Source organism: Streptomyces sp. NPDC006208, assembly GCF_040613775.1.
Lineage (GTDB): Bacteria > Actinomycetota > Actinomycetes > Streptomycetales > Streptomycetaceae > Streptomyces.
Genome location: NZ_JBEXSW010000003.1, coordinates 1 through 18,176, shown reverse-complemented (window position 1 = coordinate 18,176; position 18,176 = coordinate 1). Strand labels below are relative to the sequence as shown.

Genomic DNA, 18,176 nt, shown 5'->3' with positions numbered 1-18,176 from the left:
ACCCCGCTACCACCGCACCGGGAGCCGCCGCACGCCGCGCATCAAGAGGCCGGGCAGCCACTCGTACGGGCCCGGCGACGTGTCCAGCGCCAGGCCGGGGCAACGCCACAGCAGTGAGCGGAGGGCGATCCGCGCCTCCTCGTGCCCGACGGTCAGCCAGAACAGCCCGCCCTCCGCCGAGCGCACGTGGTGGACCGGCCCTGCCTCACACAGGTGCGCACAGCACGGATACGGGTTCGCGAGGAATTCCGCCCCGTACTCCCCCAGGTCGGTGATCGTCACCGCCTCAGCCTACGTAACATCCTCGTCGTCGAGCAGACCCGCGTCATGGGCCAGCAGCGCGATCTGGACACGGTTGTTGAGGTTCAGCTTGGCCAGGATCCGTGAGACATGGGTCTTGACCGTCGGCACGCTCATGTACAGCGTGGCGGCGATCTCGGCGTTGGACCTGCCGCGGGCCACCGCGACCGCGACCTCAACCTCGCGTTCCGCGAGCGCGCTCAGCTTCCGCCCGGCCGAGCCCTTGCGTGTGCCCGGCCCGCTGTCCGCGGCGTGCGTCATCAACTGCCGGGTGACCGCCGGGGACAGCACCGGGTCGCCTGCCGCCACCTTGCGTACCGCCGCCACGATCTCGGCGGGCGGCGTGTCCTTCAGTACGAACCCGGCCGCGCCCGCGCGCATGGCCCGCAGCACCTGCTCGTCGGCGTGGAACGTGGTCAGGACGACGACTTCGGGGGCGCCGGGCCGCCGGCGCAGTGCCTCGGTCGCGGCGAGTCCGTCCATCACGGGCATCCTGATGTCCATCAGGACCACGTCGGGTGCGAGTCGCTCGACGAGATCCGTGGCCTGCGCACCGTCCGCGGCCTCGCCCACGATCTCGATGTCCGCTGCGCCGCCGAGCATGAGGGAGAGTCCTGCCCGTACGAGGGGGTCGTCGTCGACGATGATCAGCCGGATTGTCATGACGGCCACGGTAGCCAGGCCCGCACGCCGAATCCGCCGTCCTCCCGCGGCCCGTGCTCCAGCCTGCCGCCCGCGAGGGTGGCCCGTTCGGTCAGTCCGATCAGCCCCTGCCCGGAACCGGGGACCTTCTCGAAGTCACCGACCGGCGCCGGGTTGCCGGCCTCCACGGTGATCCCGTCGCCCGGTGCGCCGCGCAGGCCGACGGTGACCTCGGTGTCCGGCGCGTGTTTACGGGCGTTGGTCAGGGCCTCCTGGACGATGCGGTAGACGGTACGGCCGGTGGCGGCGGGCACGGCGTCCGGGTCGCCGATGCGGTTGTCGAGGACGACCTTCATCCCGGCCCGCCGGGACTCTTCAACCAGCGCGTCGAGCGTGGTGAGCGTGGGCTGCGGCCGGTCGGGCCCGTCGCTCTCCCCGGGAGCCCGCAGCACGCCGATGATCTCGCGCAGGTCCTGGAGCGCCTCATGGGCGCTGTCCCGGATGACGCCGGCGGCACGGGCGACCTCGGCCGGTGGCGCGTCGGGCCGGAACTCGAGCGCACCGGCATGCACGCTGAGCAGAGTCAGCCGGTGGGCGAGCACGTCGTGCATCTCGCGGGCGATGGCTTCACGGGCGAGCCGCTGCGCCTGTTCGGCGCGCAGCTCCGCCTCTGTCTCGGCCCGGCGGGCGCGCTCGCGCAGGGCGAGCACGAGCTGCCGGCGGGAGCGCACGAGCATGCCCCAACCGATCATCAGCAGCACCAGGAGCACCCCGACGACGACCGCGCCGAGCAGCGAGATGGTCGGGTCGGGGCGTACGACGGCCTGTACAGCGCAGGACACGATCGCGAGCGCGCCGACGATCGCGACGGGCTTGAACGGGCGGTGCACGGCCAGGCTGAACAGGCTCAGCAGCAGTGCGCCTCCGGCGACCGGTGCCACCGCGCCGACCACGACCAGAACGACAGCGAGCGCGACCGGCGCCCGGCGGCGCAGCCAGAGCGCGCAGCATGCCGCCGCGCCGACGATCTGGTCGGCGAAGACGACGAGATCGGAATTGCCGGCCTGCGAGCTCGCCTCACCGGCGAGCAGCCCGACTGCGGCGGCGGCGAAGAAGATGACGGTGTCAACGATCCAGTCGCGCACGGTACGCCGCGGCCGGACCCGCGGCCGCTCGGCGGGCAGATCGGGATTGAAGGGGTCGGCCATGGCGGAGGGCAGCAGCCATGGGTACTCCGTACGCGTCATATCGACAAATCTATGCGCCTGGAAGCCTGGCCCGGGCCGTCCGGCCGGGGGAAGCGACCAAAGTCGCGCAGGCTCAGACTTTCGTCGGCTCGGCCCGATGCCGACGGCCGACGCACTGCCGCCCGCCCGGCCGCGAGATTGGCGGCATGAGGAAATTCTGTGAGGTGGCGGGGTTCGTTCTGTTCCTTTGGGGCGCGGCCGGGGTGCTGCACGAACTGACCGGGTGGTTCCGCCTCTGGGGCGTCGTGCGGCGCCTCGATTTCCTCGACGGCTACGAGCTCTACGCAAGCATCGTGCTGGCGGTGGTGGGCATGGCCCTGATGGTGGCAGCGGACCGCCCCGGGCGTCGCGGCTAGGTGTATTGCCCGGTGAGGTCGGGGACGCGGCCGGCGGGTGGTCTGCCTGCGAGCGCGGCGTGTCCGCAACCCTCGGCGGCGCATACCGTGCAGCGGCGGGTGCCGACGGAGCGCCAGGCGGCACGGCGGCCGGAGCGGTCCGACGGAAGCCCGTGTCCACATGTCGGCCCAACTGGTCAACATGTGGACACCTCGGCTGCTGCGATCTTCGTGCGGGCAGGATGCCTGGCATGACGACGGAGACACGGAAGGCGTACCTGCTGGCTGCCGAACGGGCCGTGCAGCTCCTGGCGACGGAAGAGGTGGCGAACGGTTGGGAGAAAGAGTCCGTGCTGCCGGGGATGTCGGTGGGTGGACTGGCCGGTCACCTTGCGCGCAGCGTTCTGCAGGTCGAGTGGTTCCTTGATGGCCAGGTGGTCGGCGCGGAACCGGTGTCACCGGTGCGCTACTACGCCAGGCTCGTCGACACGTCCGTGCCCGACTCCGCGCTCAACGTCGGCGTGCGTGCACGGAGCGAGGAAACGGCCGCAGCCGGCTCCACCATCGTGGCTGAGCAGGCGCGGGCTGCGTGGCAACGGCTGGCGCATCGGTTGAACAAGGAGCCGGCCGATCGGCGAGTGGCCATCCTCCACCGACCAGGAGAGGAAATGCTGCTCGACGGCTACCTCCGGACCCGCTGTGTCGAACTGGCAGTTCACCTCGATGACTTGGCTTTGAGCGTGGGCGCTCGCTGCGAGGCGCCCGAAGCCGCACTCGCGATCGCGGTTGACGTGCTCGTCGCAGCTGCCCGCGACCGGCATGGCGATCAGGCCGTGTTGCATGCGCTGGCCAGACGCGAACGTGATGTCGACCAGGTGTTGCGCGTGCTGTAGGCGGCCTCACCCTCAATCGGGCACGAAGTCCGGTGATCGAACAGACCCCGCCCAGCCGCTACGCCACGTCCCCGTCACCGCCTCGGTGTTGGGCGCGGGAGCCAACGAGCAGGAGGCACATGACGGCGACAGCGCTGACCACTCCGGCGAGCAGCAGGAGTGGCTGCACAGGGCGGGAGGCGCCTGCCGGAGCGGATGCGGCCTGGGCCGGGCCGGGAGCGGGCACCGCCGGGGTGAGGGTCGTTGTGGGTGCAGTGGCCCTCGACGAGGAGGCGCCGGCAGGGGACCCGGCGGAGTGGTGCTGTGCCGGGGCACTGGTGGAGGCCTTGTTACGGGGCGTGCTGGACATCGGCTGCCGGGCAGGCGGCTGGGGGTGTGCGTGCGAGTGTGGGGGAGGTGGGGCGGGGGCGGCCGGCGGGGCCTTCACGATGATCCGGGCAGTCATGTCGGGGTGGACGGTGCAGTAATAGCTGTAGGTGCCAGGGGTGGTGAAGGTGAAGCTCCAGGTGCCTCCCTTGTCGAGCATCGGGGAGTGGACGGCGACCGGTGCGGAGGTGGTCTTCACATCGTGCGGGGCGGTGTCACGGTTGACCCAGGTGACCGTGGACCCGGCGTCGATGATCAAAGTCGACGGGCCGTAGGAGTAGTTGCTCATCGTGACGGTGCGGCTCGCGGCCCTCGCCTCCGGGGCCGTGGGCACGAAGAGAGACAGCACGAGGGCCGTGAGGAGACAGACGAAGGTTCGGGGACGGCTGAGGTTCATGCGGCGAACTCCGGATCGTAGATAATGGCCCGTGTGGTGGCGGACCGGCCGATTGCGACTCGGCCGGTCCGCCATCACGCTGCTTCCGTGCCGGGATCAGCAGTTCCCGGTCAGGTAGTCCTCGGTCGGCCCGATCAGGTTCGCGGCCCACACGGTGTGGGTCTTGACGTACGAGTCGACGTTGAGTGCGTCAGCCAGCTGCTGCCCGAGTGATGTCTCCAGGTGCGCCCCCTTCACGTGCTGGAGCAGCACGGTCAGAGTCTTGTCGGCGGTCGAACCGCTGCCGTCGACCAGCGGGGTGAGGATGCTCTCGACCCAGACGGTGTGCGTCTTGATGTACTGGTCGAGCTGCAGGGCGTCCTGGACCTGCCGGCCCGGGGACTCCTCCAGGTGTGCGCCCTTCAGGTGCTGAAGGATGGGGAGCAGGACCTGGCGGACGTCCTGGCACTCGGGGTCGCCACCGTCGCCACCGCCGGAGGAGCCGCCGGAGGAGCCGCCGGAGGAGCCGCCGGAGGACGAACTGCCTCCGGAACCACCTGTGGTTCCGCCCGAGGACGAGCTGCCACCAGAGGTGTGGCCGCCGGTCGAACCACCGGACGACATACCGCCTCCAGTGGTGTGCCCGCCACTGGAGCCACCGGACGAGGTACCGCCGCTGGTACCGCCGGAGCTGCCTCCACCGCCCGCGACCACCGTGATCTCGGCCGTCATGTCCGGGTGCACCGTGCAGTAGTACGTGTACGTGCCCGCCTTGGTGAAGGTGTACGACCAGCTCTCGCCCTTGTTGAGATTCTTCGAGGCGGGCTTCTCCGGTCCGCTGGTCGTGGTGACGTTGTGCGGAGCCGTGTCCAGGTTCGTCCAGGTCACCGTGTCACCCACCTTCACGGTCAGCTTCGCCGGGGTGAACGTGTTGTTCTTCATCTGGACGGTGACGGCGGACTTCCTCTCTGCCGCAGCGGCCTGATCGGCCACCACCGCCGACCGTGCGGGCGCTTGCGACGCGCCCGCGCCGGACTGCAGTGCCGCCAGGCAGGCCACCGCGGAGAGCGCGGCCGCGGTTCCGGTCACGAGCAGCGCGCGGTTGCCCCGGCGCGGCACGCCTTTCGCCTGCGGTTCTTCGACTTCCATGGACTGACTCCTCATGGTGGGTGGGACGAGCGGATCGGGGACGGGGACGGGGGAAGGGATGGTCAGCGGCCGGGGTTGGCCGTGACCAGCAGGCTCGTTGCGGCGAGTACGGCGAGCACCAGGCAGGCCTCCAACGCAACCGAGCGGATCAGGGGCCGGACAGTGGCGGCATCGCAGCGCAGCACGGCCAGGTCGAGCCGGTTGCGTACCCAGGTGCGGCTGCGCTGCGCGGCTGCCAGCACCAGGGCGAGGATCGCGAGCTTGACCAGCAGCAGATGTCCGTACGAGGTGTGCAGCAATGCCCCGAAGGAGCCGACGACTTGCCAGGTCAGCACCGCTCCGGTCACGGCGATGGCGGTTACGGAGGTGAAGGCGAGCAGCGAATAGCGGGGTACGACCGCTGCCAGTTCCTCGCTCCTGCGGCGCGGGAGCACGCCGACCACGAGCAGGACGAGCCCGCCGATCCACAGGGAGATCCCGGCCAGGTGCACCAGGTCGGCCGGCCCGCCCCAGCCAGGATGCGAGCCTTCGGCGTTGTGGCCGGCCATACCGGTCGCGCGCAGCAGAGCGAGGCTGACGGCGGCCATGCCTACCCGCCAGCTGGGCGAGCGCGCCGCTCGTTCACCGCCTTGCAGTACGGAGGCCAGCACCACCGCGCCCAACAGCCACAGCAGCGCCCGGGCAGCAAGTACGACACCGGCCTCGCTGTCCAGCACTTCGGAGAACGCAGCCGGGGTGAGCGCGTCGCCCGGCGTGCCGGCTGCGACGTGAGCACCCTGCAGTCCGGCCTGCGCGACGGTCGCGACCAGGCCGCCCGCCCACGACAGCGCAAGCACCCGCCGCGTGCCGACGTCGGTCGCGCCCTGCGGCCACAGCATCGCGAGGAATGCCAGACCGCCCACGAACAGCGCGAGGCTGAGATAGCCGGCCCAACGAGCCGCCACCAGCGCATGCTTCACTGCGGGAGATGCCTCGCGCGCGGCGTCCGACGGCTCCGGCACGACCCCCGATCGCGTAGGCGCGGCCGCCTTTGCCATCCGGTAGGTGATATGGCCGGACATGGCATGGCCGTCCTCCTCGTCGACGACCCGCCAGTTCAGCGTCAGCCGGCTGCCGGCGGGCTTCGCCGTGCCCAGGTCGACCACGGCGTGTGCAGGGCGGGCCGGCGGGACGGTGACCGTCAAGGGTTCGCCGCCCGCTGTGACCCGCAGACCGTGCGGATGGACCGCCTCGCTGAAGGTCAACTCCACTGCGTCCGGCACGGACTTCAGATGCGCGCCGTCCTTGGGGTCGGCGGACCGGAGTTCGGTGTGAGCCGCAGCAGTGGGCGCGGCAGCGATCCCGTACAGCCAGGCCGCCACCAACACGACCAGTAGCTCCGGAATGCGGCGGCGCGCCGCAGTCACGGCGTTGCCCCCGGGGACGGGGAGGCAACCGCCGCCTCCAGGCCGGTGCAGATCGGCGGTGCCGGGCGGGGCTCCGGGTCCGGTGGAGTGCCGCCGCCCAGCAAGCCGGAGAGTGTGCCCGGGACCAGGTCCAGCACCCCTGTGAGCAGTGGTTCGGCGAGATGTACCTCGCCGTCACTGCATGGCGCTGATGGAGTCGGGGCCGCGGAGCCGGGTACGGACGGGCCGGGACCCGGGCCTGGCCCGCCGCCCGTGTGCTCCTCGCCGCCCGTGTGCCCCTCGTCGTCGCCGTGTTCCCCACCGCCGTGGCCGTGACCTGGCATGCCGGCGCCCGGAGGCAGCACCGGGACGGTCATGTCTGCGGCCCACCCGATGTCCCCGCCGCCGACGGGCTGGTCCACAGCGGGCGGCTCGGCCGATTGCGACTCGGCCGGACCGCTCGGCTGCTCGGTCCCGGGGGGCGCTGTGGCGGCGGGTGGACCGACCGCCTGTGTCTCCTGGCCGGCGACACTGCCGCCGGCCCCGATACCTGAGGCATAGCCGAGTACGACCACCACAGCGCCTACCAGCACGCCTGCGACGATCTCGTCGCGGTGGTCCCCCGGCCATGCCGCCTTGGCGAAGAAGGGCATCAGCCCCTCCCTCCTGTCATGGGCGGCTCAACACGGACCACGAGTGCACAGGAAGGCCAATTCCACGCAACTGCACGCCAGTAAATCGCCGGTTAACGCACCTCTCCAACACACATGGGGTGTCTGTGAGATCGGACTCTGCGGTGCAATCATTCACTGAAATAGTGCAGGAATTGTGAATTCGAACAAGTGATGGCGGAAGATGCAGGGAATACGACCGCGGCGGGACGGGCCAAGGCCGAGGGACCGGCGGCCGGCCCCTCGAACCGCCGGGGCCCCGTCGCCCCTGCGCGTTGGCGCGCCGGAAAATGGGAACACATGGGCGAACTTTCACTGCGGCCCGGCAATTCGCAAATCATCGGCGCCGGATCCTGTGAGAAATCCAAAGGCATCGCTGAATTCCATCGGCGGCACGGACGGGTACGGGGTGAATCGACGAGCACAAATGCTGCCCGGCACTCGTCGGGGCGCGTGGTGAGCGCCGCTACGTGCCGGACCGGTCGGCGGCCTCGTTGAGGCGGGTGATCTCGGCGGCGTGTTCGCTCATGCGGTTGCTGACGCTGCCGCTGGTGTAGAGGACCGCGCCGATGACCGAGACCGGCACCGAGAGTCCGAGCACGGCCAGCGCCTCGGGCCAGTCGCGTTCCTCCGCGCACGAGGACCCGTCCCCGCCCTCGTTGGCCGTGCCCCACTCCGTGAACAGGCGGGGCTCGCACTCATGGTCGTTCCCCGCCGTGTACGGCATCGCCAGCAGCACGGCACACCACACCCACAGCAGCGCCGCTGCGGACAGCAGCGCAAAGCCCCATCCCATGGTCTTCTTGGCGCGGGCACGGAACTCTATGTCGTACGTGAGTGATCGCATGGCCGCCGAACCTAGCAGTCGGTCCGGTCGGCTGCGCGCCGCCCCCAGCTGGTACCGGCAAGGACGAGTGCCCCACCCACCAGGCCCGCGGCGCCCAGGTGTTCACCGCCGATGGCGATGCCCGCCGCGGCCGCCCACAGCGGCTCCGTGCCGAGCAGCAGGCTGACGCGGGACGGCGAGGTGCGGCGTACGGCCCACATCTGGACGAAGAACGCGAACAGCGTGCAGAAGACGGAGAGGAACAGCAGTCCGGCCCATTCCCGCGGGCCGAAGCCGACGGCCACGGCCCAGGGCGAAGCGCCGGTGCCGGGGATGGCGGCCAGCACGGTGAACACCGCTACCGCGGTGCCCAGCTGGATCGTCGTCAGCGAGAGCGAGTCCGCGCTGCGGACCGCCGTGAGCCTGGCCATCGCCAGCACATGGACCGTGCGGGCGAGCGCGGCGAGCAGCATCAGCAGGTCGCCGAGCGAGGGAGTGGTGAATCCGCCGCCTTGCGTCAGCAGGACGACTCCGGCGACGGAGAGCGCGGCCGCCGCCACGAAGGACCCCGAGGGGCGCCGCCGGCTCACCGCCGCCTCGGCCAGCGGAGTGAAGATCATCGTGAGGCTGATGATGAGCCCGGCGTTGGTGGCGGAGGTGTGCACCACACCGTACGTCTCCAGCAGGAAGATCCCACTGAGGATGAGTCCCAGTACCGCGGCGCCGCGCCACTGGGCGGCGGTCAGGGTGCGCAGTCTGCGCTGTCCGGCGACCACCAGCACGGGCAGGACGAGCGCGAAGCGGAGCACCAGTACGGCGACGACGGTGTGCGTGGTGGTGATGCCCTTGGCAGCGAGATAGCTCGCGCCCCACACCACGGCCACCACCAGCACGGGCAGATCGGTCGGCCACGCCCTGCGTGGGGCGAGGGCGGGGGCGGGTACGGCGAGCGACGACACCTGGATCTCCGACGGACAGGGGCTGGTGGAGACCTCGGCGGCTCGCACATGGAGCGATCACGGTACCGGGGCGGACAACGTGAGTGCTACATCTTTCACTCGGTCACGTAGGAGCCGTACTCGGGCCGCCCCGCCAGTTCGTAGGTGTGGATGGCAACGCCCGCGCCCGTGGTCCTGGCCTCGGTGTGCCGGAACGCGGTGGGCTCGGCGCCGTCGGCGAACAGGCGGATTCCCTTGCCCAGGACGACGGGGAAGACGAGCAGGTGCAGCGTGTCGATCAGGTCGTGCGCCAGCAGGGACCGGGCGAGGCCGCCGCTGCCGTGCATCTGCACCTCCCCGTCCGCGCGCTCCTTGAGTTCGGTGACCTCCTTGGCCAGGTCGTCCCGCCCGATGATCGTGGTGCCGGCCCAGTCGGCCTGCTCGAGCGTCGTGGAAGCGACGTATTTCGGCAGGGAGTTGAGCTTCGATGCGACCGGGTCGGCAGGATCGTCATGCTTGGGCCAGTAACCGGCGAAGATCTCGTAGGTGCGGCGGCCGAGAAGGAAGGCGGACGGCCGCTCGAAGACCTCGTTCATGAACCGGCCGAAGTCCTCGTCCCCGTACGGCACGGACCAGCCGCCCAGATCGAACCCGTTCCTCGGGTCCTCGTTAGGGCCGCCGGGCGCCTGGTAGACGCCGTCCAGGGTCAGGAACTGGGTGAAGGTGAGCTTTGCCATGGCCGTGCCTGCTTCCGGAGTGCGATGGCGGTCATCAGGTCAGACCCCGCCGGCACCGAGAAGTCATCGGTCGGCCCGGCCGGTCCCCCCGCGGTCCGGACCGTATCCTTCCGGTCAGCGGTCGAGGTACGTGACGGGCACGCCGGGGGCGCGCCGGTGCTCCACACCGGCGCGCCGTGTGCAGGGCGTCAGCCGCCCAACTCCTGGTGCCGGGCGGTCAGCCGCGCCGCGCCGTGCTCGGTCAGCGAGCCGAACAGCCGCAGCCGGGAGATGCCACCGTCGGGGTAGATGTCGATCCGGACGTGCGTCGCGACCGCGGGGGTGCCGAGCACGAAACGGTGGTTGGTGTCGGGCTGCAGCCGGGTGCGGGCCAGTACCTCGCGCCACTCGTCCGTCTCGCCGTCGCGTACGGACAGCGCCGCCCACCCCGCGCTGTTCCCCTTCAGATATGCGTTGTCGATCTCGACGGCGCGGATCTCGGCCTGCGCCACCAGCTGGTAGCGGATCCAGTCGTTGCCCTTGTCACGGCGCCGGCGGGTCTCCCAGCCGTCGTCCATCTTGCGGGAACGGCCGGGCTGGATCGTGTTGGTGGCCGGGGAGTAGAAGCGGTCGGAGGCGTCCTCGACCTGGCCGCCGTTCTCCAGTGCGACAAGGTCGAAGGTGCCGAGCGCGCCGAGCCATGCCGGGTCGGGGGCGACCTCGCCGTGGACCCGCAGGCGGGCGATGCCGCCGTCGGGGTGCTGCTTGACGCGCAGATGTGTGAAGCGCTGCCGGACGTCGACGGCGAAGCCGTTGGCCGCGTGGCCGCCGACGGGGGTGCGGGGCACCAGCGTCGTCCACTTCACGTCGCTCGCGAGCAGCTCCTCGGGCGAGGGGGATCCGGCCACCGAGGCGGCCTCGATGGACACCGCCTGCGGGTAGTTGCCGCGGAAGTGCGCGGTGTCGACGACGATGCCGCGGACGACGCCGGGAGCGCCGAGCCGTACGAGCGCCCAGTCGTGGTCGTCGTCCGTGGGGTGCGGCTGCTCGGCGGACACGCCACGGCGGCGGCGTGTCTCCCAGCCGTCCATGATCTTGCCCTTGTGACCGAAGCGCTCCGGGTCGAACTCCGCGGCCCCGGGCTTCAGCAGGTTCTCGCGCTCCGCGAAGAACTCGTCGTTGGCGGCGACGACGGCCGCCCCGAGACGCCGGTCGGCGAGGTCGGCGTGGTGCGTGAAGGGGAAGTCGGCGGTGCGGTGGTCGGCGTACGGGTCGCCGCCGCCGTAAGGATCGGCGTCGCCGGTGAAGGAAGGGATGGACACGATCAGTTGTTCCTTTCGAGCAGCCGGCCGGACGGCGCGGCCAGGGTGCCGTTCTCCACGATCCGCTCGCCGCGCAGCCACGTCGATCTGACGACTCCGTGCAGGGTCTTGCCGGCGTATGCGGTCACCTGGTTGCGGTGGTGCAGCTCGGCCGGGTCGACCGTGAAGGTCTCGTCGGGCGCGAGGACGGCGAAGTCCGCGTCGCGGCCGGCCTCGATGGCGCCCTTGGCACCCAGTCCGGCGAGTGCGGCGGGGGCCGCCGACATCCAGCGGACGACGTCGTCGAGGGTGTGGCCGCGTCTGCGGGCCTCGGTCCAGATCGCCGGGAGACCCAGCTGGAGTGAGGAGATACCGCCCCAGGCCGAAGCGAAGTCCGGGGTCTTGAGGTCGGTGGTGCAGGGGGAATGGTCGGAGACGATGCAGTCGATCGTGCCGTCGGCGAGGCCCTGCCAGAGCAGGTCCTGGTTGGCGGCCTCGCGGATCGGCGGACAGCACTTGAACTCGGTTGCGCCGTCCGGGACTTCCTCGGCGGTGAGGGTGAGGAAGTGCGGGCAGGACTCGACGGAGATCCGTACGCCCTCGCGCCTGGCCGCCGCGATCAGGGGCAGCGCGTCGGACGAGGACAGGTGCAGGACATGCACCCGGGCGTTCAGCCGCCCGGCCTGGTCGATCAGGCTCTCGATCGCGGTGTTCTCGGCGTCGCGCGGCCTCGATGCGAGGAAGTCGGCATAGGCGGGCCCGGACCGCTGCGGCGCGGACGCCAGGTGATGCGGGTCCTCGGCGTGCACGATCAGCAGGCCGCCGAACCCGGCGATCTCGTCCATGGAGCGGGCGAGCTGCTCCTGGTCGAGCTCAGGGAACTCCTCGACGCCGGACGGCGACAGGAAGCACTTGAAGCCGAAGACGCCGGCGTCGTACAGCGGCCGCAGATCCTTGACGTTGGACGGGATCGCGCCGCCCCAGAAGCCGACGTCGATGTGCGCCTTGCTCCGTGCGACGTCCCGCTTGGCCGCCAGATGAGCCACGGTCGTCGTCGGCGGGAGGGAGTTGAGGGGCATGTCCAGCAGGGTGGTGATGCCTCCGGCGGCAGCCGCGCGGGTGGCGGTCCAGAAGCCCTCCCACTCGGTGCGGCCAGGGTCGTTCACATGGACATGGGTGTCGACGAGGCCGGGAAGCAGGACATCGTCGCCGAAGTCCTCCAGGCGGGCCCCGCGTGGCACCTCGGCGTCGTGCGCCCCGACCGACGCGATCTTCCCGGCGGCGACGGCGACCGTCGCGGCGCGCGTCCCCTCCGGGGTGACCACGCGCGTCGAGCGCAGTACCAGGTCCACGTCCCCGTTCACGTCCACGTCGGACACCCCGCTCCCCTCTCGTCCCACTCTTCCCCCGGCGATCCACGGCGATCCTCGCCGATCCACGCCGATCCACGGCGCAGGAACCACCGCCAGGAAATTCAACGAACTGTTGAAGGAGTCTTCACTCCACGCCGCCACCCGTCAAGACCCACCCTCCCAGCGTGCGCCCCCCAGCATCCCTGTTGGTAATTTCCACAAAGCGGAAGTAGAATTTCGCACAACAGAACGTTGCTTCCCCCGAGGAGGCCTCCGACCGATCCCACCGGACGCCTGCGGACACCCGGACACAGGCCCTGACCGGCAGCAACGCCCCTCGTCGCAGGCGGTGTGTCCGGCTCCAGCGCCCGGTAGGCTGCAGCCTTGCCCTGCCTGCCCGAAAGGACCGCCGCCGTGCCGACGTCCAGCGCCAGCGCCACCGACGCAGCCAAGCCCGCCGCCACCGGTGGCGTGCAGTCCCTGGAGCGCGCGTTCGACCTGCTTGAACGCATGGCCGACGCGGGCGGCGAGGTCGGGCTGAGCGAGCTCTCCGCCAGCAGCGGACTGCCGCTGCCCACCATTCACCGGCTGATGCGGACGCTGGTGGTCTGCGGGTACGTACGACAGCAGTCGAACCGCCGCTACGCGCTCGGTCCCCGCCTGATCCGGCTCGGCGAGTCCGCGTCCCGGCTGCTCGGCACCTGGGCCCGCCCCTATCTCGCCCGGCTGGTCGACGAGACCGGTGAGACCGCGAACATGGCTCTGCTCGACGGCGACGAGATCGTCTACGTGGCACAGGTGCCGTCCAAGCACTCCATGCGTATGTTCACCGAGGTCGGCCGTCGGGTGCTGCCGCACTCCACCGGCGTGGGCAAGGCGCTGCTCGCACACACCCCGGCCGAGGAGGTACGGGCGCTGCTGGCCCGCACCGGCATGCCGGCCGCCACCGAGAAGACGATCACGACGCCCGAGGGCTTCCTGGACGCGCTCGAGCAGGTCCGCCGGACCGGGTACGCGGTCGACGACAACGAGCAGGAGATCGGGGTCCGCTGTCTCGCGGTTCCGGTCCCCAACTCCCCTACCTCTGCCGCGATTTCGATCTCCGGACCGGCCGGACGGGTCACCGAGGCGGCCACCGAGAAGATCGTCCCTGTGCTGCAGCAGGTGGCGAAGGATCTCTCCGAGGCGCTGGCGAACACCTCCGGGCAGGGCTGATCCCGTCCCGGTACGCGTCCCCGGCGGTCAGTGACCTGCCGGGCGCACCAGGCCCGTCTCGTACGCGAAGACCGCGGCCTGGGTCCGGTCACGCAGACCCAGCTTGACCAGAATGCGGCTCACATGGGTCTTCACGGTCTGCTCCGCCACGACCAGACGCCCGGCGATCTCCGCGTTCGACAGGCCCTGCGCGATGAGGGACAGGACCTCCGTCTCGCGTTCCGTCAGGCCGCCGACGCGGTCCTTGAGCGGCGCCCGCGGGGAGCGCGTCATCCGGGAGAACTCGGCGATGAGCCGCTTGGTGACGTTCGGGGCGAGCAGCGCGTCGCCGGCCGCCACCACCCGTACCGCCTGGGCGAGTTCGCCGGCGGAGGCGTCCTTCAGCAGAAACCCGGACGCGCCCGCGCGCAGCGCCTCGTACACGTACTCGTCGAGGTCGAAGGTGGTCAGTACGAGGACCTTGACGGTGGCGCCGTCCGGTTCGGTGATGCGGCGGGTCGCCTCTATGCCGCCGAGCTCGGGCATCCGGATGTCCATCAGGACCACGTCCGGGTCGAGTTCGGCGACCTTGGCGATCGCCTCGAGACCGTTCACCGCCAGGCCGACGACCTCGATGCCGGGTTCGGCGTTGAGCAGCACCGTGAAGCCCTGACGGACCATCATCTGGTCGTCGGCGATCAGTACACGGATGGGGATCGTCATGGGCGTCGTCCTCAACAAGGTGGATTGAGCAGCAAGGTCGGTCAGTCGGCTGCGGGGCGTCGTGCGGGCAGGGTCGCGGCCACTTCGTAACCGCCTTGCGGGGTGGGGCCGGTGGCGAGGTGGCCACCGAGCATGGCAGCGCGTTCGCGCATGCCGAGCAGCCCGTGCCCGGCACCGGGCGAGGGCGGGGCGGGGGCGTCCGGCGCGGTGTTGGCGATCCGGAGGGTGAGCTCCTCGGAGCCGTAGCCGATCTCCACCCGTACGCTCGCGCCGGGCGCGTGCCGCATGGCATTGCTCAGCGCCTCCTGCACGATGCGGAACGCGGACAGTTCGACGCCGGGTGACAGCGGGCGCGGCCTTCCGGTGGTCTCGGTGGTGATCGTGAGCCCGGCGCCGCGCACGTTGCCGACGAGTTCTTCCAGCCGGTCGAGAGTGGGCTGCGGGGCGTGCCGTACCCCGTCCGCCTGTGCGTCTTCGGAGCGCAGCACGCCGAGCACCCGGCGCAGTTCGGTCAGGGCCTCGACCGCGTTCTCGCGGATGCCCGCGAGATTCTCCTTCAGCTCGTCCGACGGGTTCTGCACCAGGTGCGGGGCGACCTGGGCCTGGATCGATATCACCGACATGTGGTGGGCGACCACGTCGTGCAGCTCCCGGGCGATGCGGTTGCGCTCCTCCAGCACGGTGCGGCGGCCGCGCTCCTCGGCGGTGAGTACCTGCTGTTCGACCAGCCGTTCCCGGGCCACGCGGCTCCTGCGCTGGGAGGTACCGATCACCACGGCGATCACGAAGGCGCCGACCCCCCACTGTGTGAGGACACCGTTGTGGACATGCTCGGCAGAGGCGGTGTTGGCCAGCCCCGTCAGCATGGTGATCCCCAGTGCCTCGACCGCGATCCGCGGCCGGACCCGCAACGCGAGCAGCAGCAGTACGAGGGTGTGCAGCAAGATCGCCGGGGCGCTCCAGGGCCAGTGGGCGTCGGGACCGGTGGTGCCCTCCACGACCTGCGCGCTCAGGAAGAGCACGCTCGTCGACAGCCACCAGGCGGGCAGCGGCCGGGACAGCGCGAGGACGGCGGCCGCCGTCTGGAGCACGGCGAGCAGCAGCACGAGGTCACGCGAAGACCCCGACCGGTCGAGAACCTCTGCGGGCAGCCACCAGCCCAAGAGGACTGCGATGAGCACCACATGGACATGCGGCAGCCACCCCAGCCAGCCCCGGCGCGGCAGCGGATCGCGGGCCACCGTCCACAGGTCCTCCCGCAGGGCGCGTGGCGCCGAAAGCACCGCGGACGTCAGCCGCCCCCCGATGTTCCTTCCTCCCCCGTCGTCCACAAGATCCATCCTAGGTACGTCCCTTCGCCGTGGGCCGGGCAGCCCGCTGTTCGCGTACGACCCGAGTGCCACCGCGGCTCCCCCGCCGCCTCTGTTCGTGAGGCCAGAAGGCCGCCCAGCACACCGTCAGCGCCACCGCGAACACCGGCAGCCAGGCCAGGCGGGCGAGCACCCAGCCGCCGCCGTCGGGAACGGTGTGCAGTCCGGGCAGCGGACCGCCCGCGAGCAGGCCGGTCGCAATGACCGTGATCATGGCGGTCTGGTGCCACAGGAAGACGGTCATCGCCGACAGGTTCACCAGTGCCACCGCCGCCCAGGCGGCGGGGCGTCGCAGCGCCCGCCGCAGCGGTTCGAGCAGCAGCAGAGCGGCTCCGCACTGGGCGAGACCGAAGGTGACGGCCGCGAGGGTGGGCGGGTTGAGGTTCGAGATCCCGGCACCGGGCACCCCGACCATGGCGGCCGGGTAGCCGGCCCACAGGACGAGTCCGGTGGTGGCGCCGGCTCCCCCGAGCACCAACGCCCATGCGGTCGTGCGCCGTTGCAGGCCGCCCCGGGCCCAGGCTGCGCCCAGGCAGTACGGAACCAGCCAGCCGGCCGCCACATTGATCCAGCCGAGCCGCTCGGGCCCGTCCAGGCCGAACCGGACCAGGTCGATGTGCAGAACGACGGCGAGCGGCCAGAGCGGGTGCAGCCTCGTCACGAGGGGCGTGGCCGCCGTCAGCACCGCGAAGACCAGCAGGAACCAGAGCGGGGACAGCACGAGCTTGCCCAGCACGCGGACGGTGTCCAGGCCGACGCCGGACGCGAGCATCACGCCCGCCACCACGGTCCACACCACCAGCAGGGCAACGACCGGCCTGCACAGCCGTGCCATCCGGGTGCCGAACCACCGCCCGTACGTGGTACCCGAGATGCGGGCGGCGGCGTAGCTCTGCGCGGCCACGTGCCCGCCCACCAGGAAGAAGACAGCCAGTGTCTGGAACGCCCAGGACACGGGCGCGAGTTCGGGCAGATGCCGGAGCGGGCTCGCCCCGCGCAGTGTGCCGCTGTCGGCGACCAGCGCGGTGACCAGCCAGTGGCCGAGCACCACCCCGAGGATGGCGAGCGCACGCAGTGCGTCGACGGCACGGTCGCGGTCGGGAGGCGTGGCGGCTTCGATCCGCCGGACGAGGTCACGCATGACGGCCGCCCTCGGAGGGGGTCTGTCCGGAGACGATCCGGGCGATGTTGCGCAGCGGTACGGAACCCGGCTTCAGATAGTCGCTGTGGCCTCCGTCGCCGGCCTCGAACCGGCGGGCGCCGAACTCGGGCGAGATCGGGTCGGCGCCTAATCCGACTGCGGTGAAGGAGAGTTCGAGTTGTGTGTGCGGCACGTGGGCGACCCAGTCGCCGGTGCTTCGCCCGGCCCAGACGGTGGCCGGGGTGCGGAGGTCCGCGGCGTGGTCGTAGCCCACGCCCGGGCTGCCGTACAGGACGACGTCCGTGACCTCGAGGGTGCGTGCGGCGCGGGCGCAGACCACGGATCCGTAGGAGTGGCAGACGAGCGAGACCCGCGCCGTAGGCCGGGCCTGGCTCAGTTCCCGTACGAAGGAACGGAGTTCGGGGGCCGCGTCCTGTCCGCGGGAGGGAGTCACTACCGCTGGGCTCACGGTGCTGGGCGTCCCGTAGCCGAGCCAGGCGACGACGGCGGACCCGCTGCCCAGCTCCCGCGCCAGCGCCTCGGCACCGGCCCGGAAACGTCCGTACGAGTCGAGGTTGGTGTCCGAGCCCGGGACGAGGACGGCGATCCGCCCGGCCCGGGACAGGTCTCCGAAGACTTCGGCCGAGCGGCCACCGTCCCGGCCGTCGAAGAAGAGGAAGCTGCGTGCCGGGGCCGCCATGGCACGCAGCGCCTTGGCCCGTCTCCGGTCGCCGTGTCCGGCGGCGCTGCGCCCGGCCGCCCGGATCTCGTCGCGCTGGGCGGCGTAGCGCTCGGCGAGGGCGAGGGAAGTCGCGTCCTCAAGAGGCGCGAGGGCAGCGGGTGCGGGTGCCGGGACGGCCGAAGGGCGGACCGCCCCCGACACGGGCAGGGCCACCGAGGCGGCGATGAAGGCGGCGAGCAAGGTGCGGCGCAGCGGACTTGCGCGCACAGAGCTTGTACGCGGACGGCTTGCGCGCAGAGAGCTTGTACGCAGACGGCTTGTGCGCTGGCGGGACGCCATGGCGGGTGATCCTTCCGTACCGGACGTCGGTCGTGATGTCCGGTACCGAAGCTATGGAGCCCGCTCTGTCGCCCGCGTCCCGCCGGGGGATGCATCTTGCGAGTAGCTCCGAAGTACTACAAGGGGAACCCAGGTTCTATGAGCCGATGCGTCCGGCCGGAGCCGGAGGTGCGCCCGGGCAATCCCTGACACCGCCACAGCGCCGTCTGTGAGGCCCCGCCGCGCGGGGC

At 71.1% G+C, this 18,176-nt stretch carries 18 protein-coding genes and 1 pseudogene; 3 read left to right on the top strand and 16 right to left on the bottom strand.

The features are described from left to right. Positions 1-6 precede the first annotated feature (6 nt). The 3 genes and pseudogenes from ABZ208_RS02745 to ABZ208_RS02735 all read right to left on the bottom strand — a co-directional run. Positions 7-138: pseudogene (locus tag ABZ208_RS02745) on the bottom strand (cytochrome P450); the annotation flags it as partial. A gap of 153 nt (positions 139-291) precedes the next feature. Then, positions 292-972: a response regulator transcription factor gene (locus tag ABZ208_RS02740; protein WP_356907765.1), complete on the bottom strand. Its 681-nt coding sequence runs from the start codon at positions 970-972 to the stop codon at positions 292-294. Further along, the gene (locus ABZ208_RS02735; protein WP_356907764.1) at positions 960-2,189 is read right to left on the bottom strand and encodes a histidine kinase; all 1,230 of its coding nucleotides are present in this window, start codon (positions 2,187-2,189) and stop codon (positions 960-962) included. Before ABZ208_RS02735 ends, ABZ208_RS02740 begins: the two co-directional genes overlap by 13 nt. Positions 2,190-2,335: 146 nt before the next feature. Between ABZ208_RS02735 and ABZ208_RS02730 the strand changes: the two genes are divergently transcribed. Then, positions 2,336-2,545, top strand: a complete 210-nt coding sequence (locus ABZ208_RS02730; protein ID WP_356907763.1) for a hypothetical protein — start codon at positions 2,336-2,338, stop codon at positions 2,543-2,545. Positions 2,546-2,775: 230 nt separating this feature from the next. Further along, positions 2,776-3,417, top strand: coding sequence for a maleylpyruvate isomerase N-terminal domain-containing protein (locus tag ABZ208_RS02725; protein WP_356907762.1), 642 nt, complete (start codon positions 2,776-2,778; stop codon positions 3,415-3,417). Between the two features lie 58 nt (positions 3,418-3,475). On the opposite strand, the gene ABZ208_RS02720 is transcribed toward ABZ208_RS02725, so the two are convergent. The 9 genes from ABZ208_RS02720 to allB form a co-directional block, all read right to left on the bottom strand. Next, entirely contained in the window at positions 3,476-4,180 is a 705-nt protein-coding gene (locus ABZ208_RS02720; RefSeq protein WP_356907761.1) for a cupredoxin family copper-binding protein, read from the bottom strand. A gap of 96 nt (positions 4,181-4,276) precedes the next feature. Continuing rightward, positions 4,277-5,308, bottom strand: coding sequence for a cupredoxin family copper-binding protein (locus ABZ208_RS02715; protein WP_356907760.1), 1,032 nt, complete (start codon positions 5,306-5,308; stop codon positions 4,277-4,279). A 62-nt stretch (positions 5,309-5,370) separates the two neighbouring features. Beyond that, on the bottom strand, positions 5,371-6,714 hold the full coding sequence (locus ABZ208_RS02710; protein ID WP_356907759.1) for a CopD family protein: 1,344 nt from the start codon (positions 6,712-6,714) through the stop codon (positions 5,371-5,373). Then, positions 6,711-7,346 (bottom strand): hypothetical protein, encoded by a 636-nt coding sequence (locus ABZ208_RS02705; protein ID WP_356907758.1) that lies wholly within the window; start codon positions 7,344-7,346, stop codon positions 6,711-6,713. The genes ABZ208_RS02710 and ABZ208_RS02705 overlap by 4 nt, the downstream gene beginning before the upstream one ends. Before the next feature lie 484 nt (positions 7,347-7,830). Continuing rightward, on the bottom strand, positions 7,831-8,211 hold the full coding sequence (locus ABZ208_RS02700; protein ID WP_356907757.1) for a hypothetical protein: 381 nt from the start codon (positions 8,209-8,211) through the stop codon (positions 7,831-7,833). Positions 8,212-8,222: 11 nt separating this feature from the next. Continuing rightward, a complete protein-coding gene (locus ABZ208_RS02695) occupies positions 8,223-9,149 on the bottom strand; it encodes a DMT family transporter (RefSeq protein WP_356907949.1) in 927 nt (308 codons plus the stop codon). Between the two features lie 95 nt (positions 9,150-9,244). Further along, the gene (locus ABZ208_RS02690; RefSeq protein WP_356907756.1) at positions 9,245-9,865 is read right to left on the bottom strand and encodes a dihydrofolate reductase family protein; all 621 of its coding nucleotides are present in this window, start codon (positions 9,863-9,865) and stop codon (positions 9,245-9,247) included. 188 nt (positions 9,866-10,053) lie between these two features. Further along, positions 10,054-11,169, bottom strand: a complete 1,116-nt coding sequence (alc, locus tag ABZ208_RS02685; RefSeq protein ID WP_356907948.1) for an allantoicase — start codon at positions 11,167-11,169, stop codon at positions 10,054-10,056. Beyond that, positions 11,169-12,509, bottom strand: coding sequence for an allantoinase AllB (gene allB / locus ABZ208_RS02680; RefSeq protein WP_356907947.1), 1,341 nt, complete (start codon positions 12,507-12,509; stop codon positions 11,169-11,171). The genes alc and allB overlap by 1 nt, the downstream gene beginning before the upstream one ends. A gap of 402 nt (positions 12,510-12,911) precedes the next feature. On the opposite strand from allB, the gene ABZ208_RS02675 reads away from it, so the two are divergent. Next, complete coding sequence (locus ABZ208_RS02675; protein ID WP_356907755.1) at positions 12,912-13,712, top strand: IclR family transcriptional regulator; 801 nt, start codon at positions 12,912-12,914, stop codon at positions 13,710-13,712. Between the two features lie 27 nt (positions 13,713-13,739). Here ABZ208_RS02675 and ABZ208_RS02670 read toward each other — a convergent pair whose 3' ends face one another. From ABZ208_RS02670 to ABZ208_RS02655, 4 genes are read right to left on the bottom strand one after another with little or no spacing between them, the layout of a single operon-like run. Further along, entirely contained in the window at positions 13,740-14,414 is a 675-nt protein-coding gene (locus ABZ208_RS02670; protein ID WP_356907754.1) for a response regulator transcription factor, read from the bottom strand. Between the two features lie 41 nt (positions 14,415-14,455). Continuing rightward, the gene (locus ABZ208_RS02665; RefSeq protein WP_356907753.1) at positions 14,456-15,754 is read right to left on the bottom strand and encodes a sensor histidine kinase; all 1,299 of its coding nucleotides are present in this window, start codon (positions 15,752-15,754) and stop codon (positions 14,456-14,458) included. Position 15,755: 1 nt separating this feature from the next. Beyond that, a complete protein-coding gene (locus tag ABZ208_RS02660) occupies positions 15,756-16,925 on the bottom strand; it encodes an acyltransferase (protein WP_356907752.1) in 1,170 nt (389 codons plus the stop codon). Continuing rightward, positions 16,918-17,847: an alpha/beta hydrolase gene (locus ABZ208_RS02655; RefSeq protein WP_356907946.1), complete on the bottom strand. Its 930-nt coding sequence runs from the start codon at positions 17,845-17,847 to the stop codon at positions 16,918-16,920. Before ABZ208_RS02655 ends, ABZ208_RS02660 begins: the two co-directional genes overlap by 8 nt. Between the last annotated feature and the right edge of the window lie 329 nt (positions 17,848-18,176).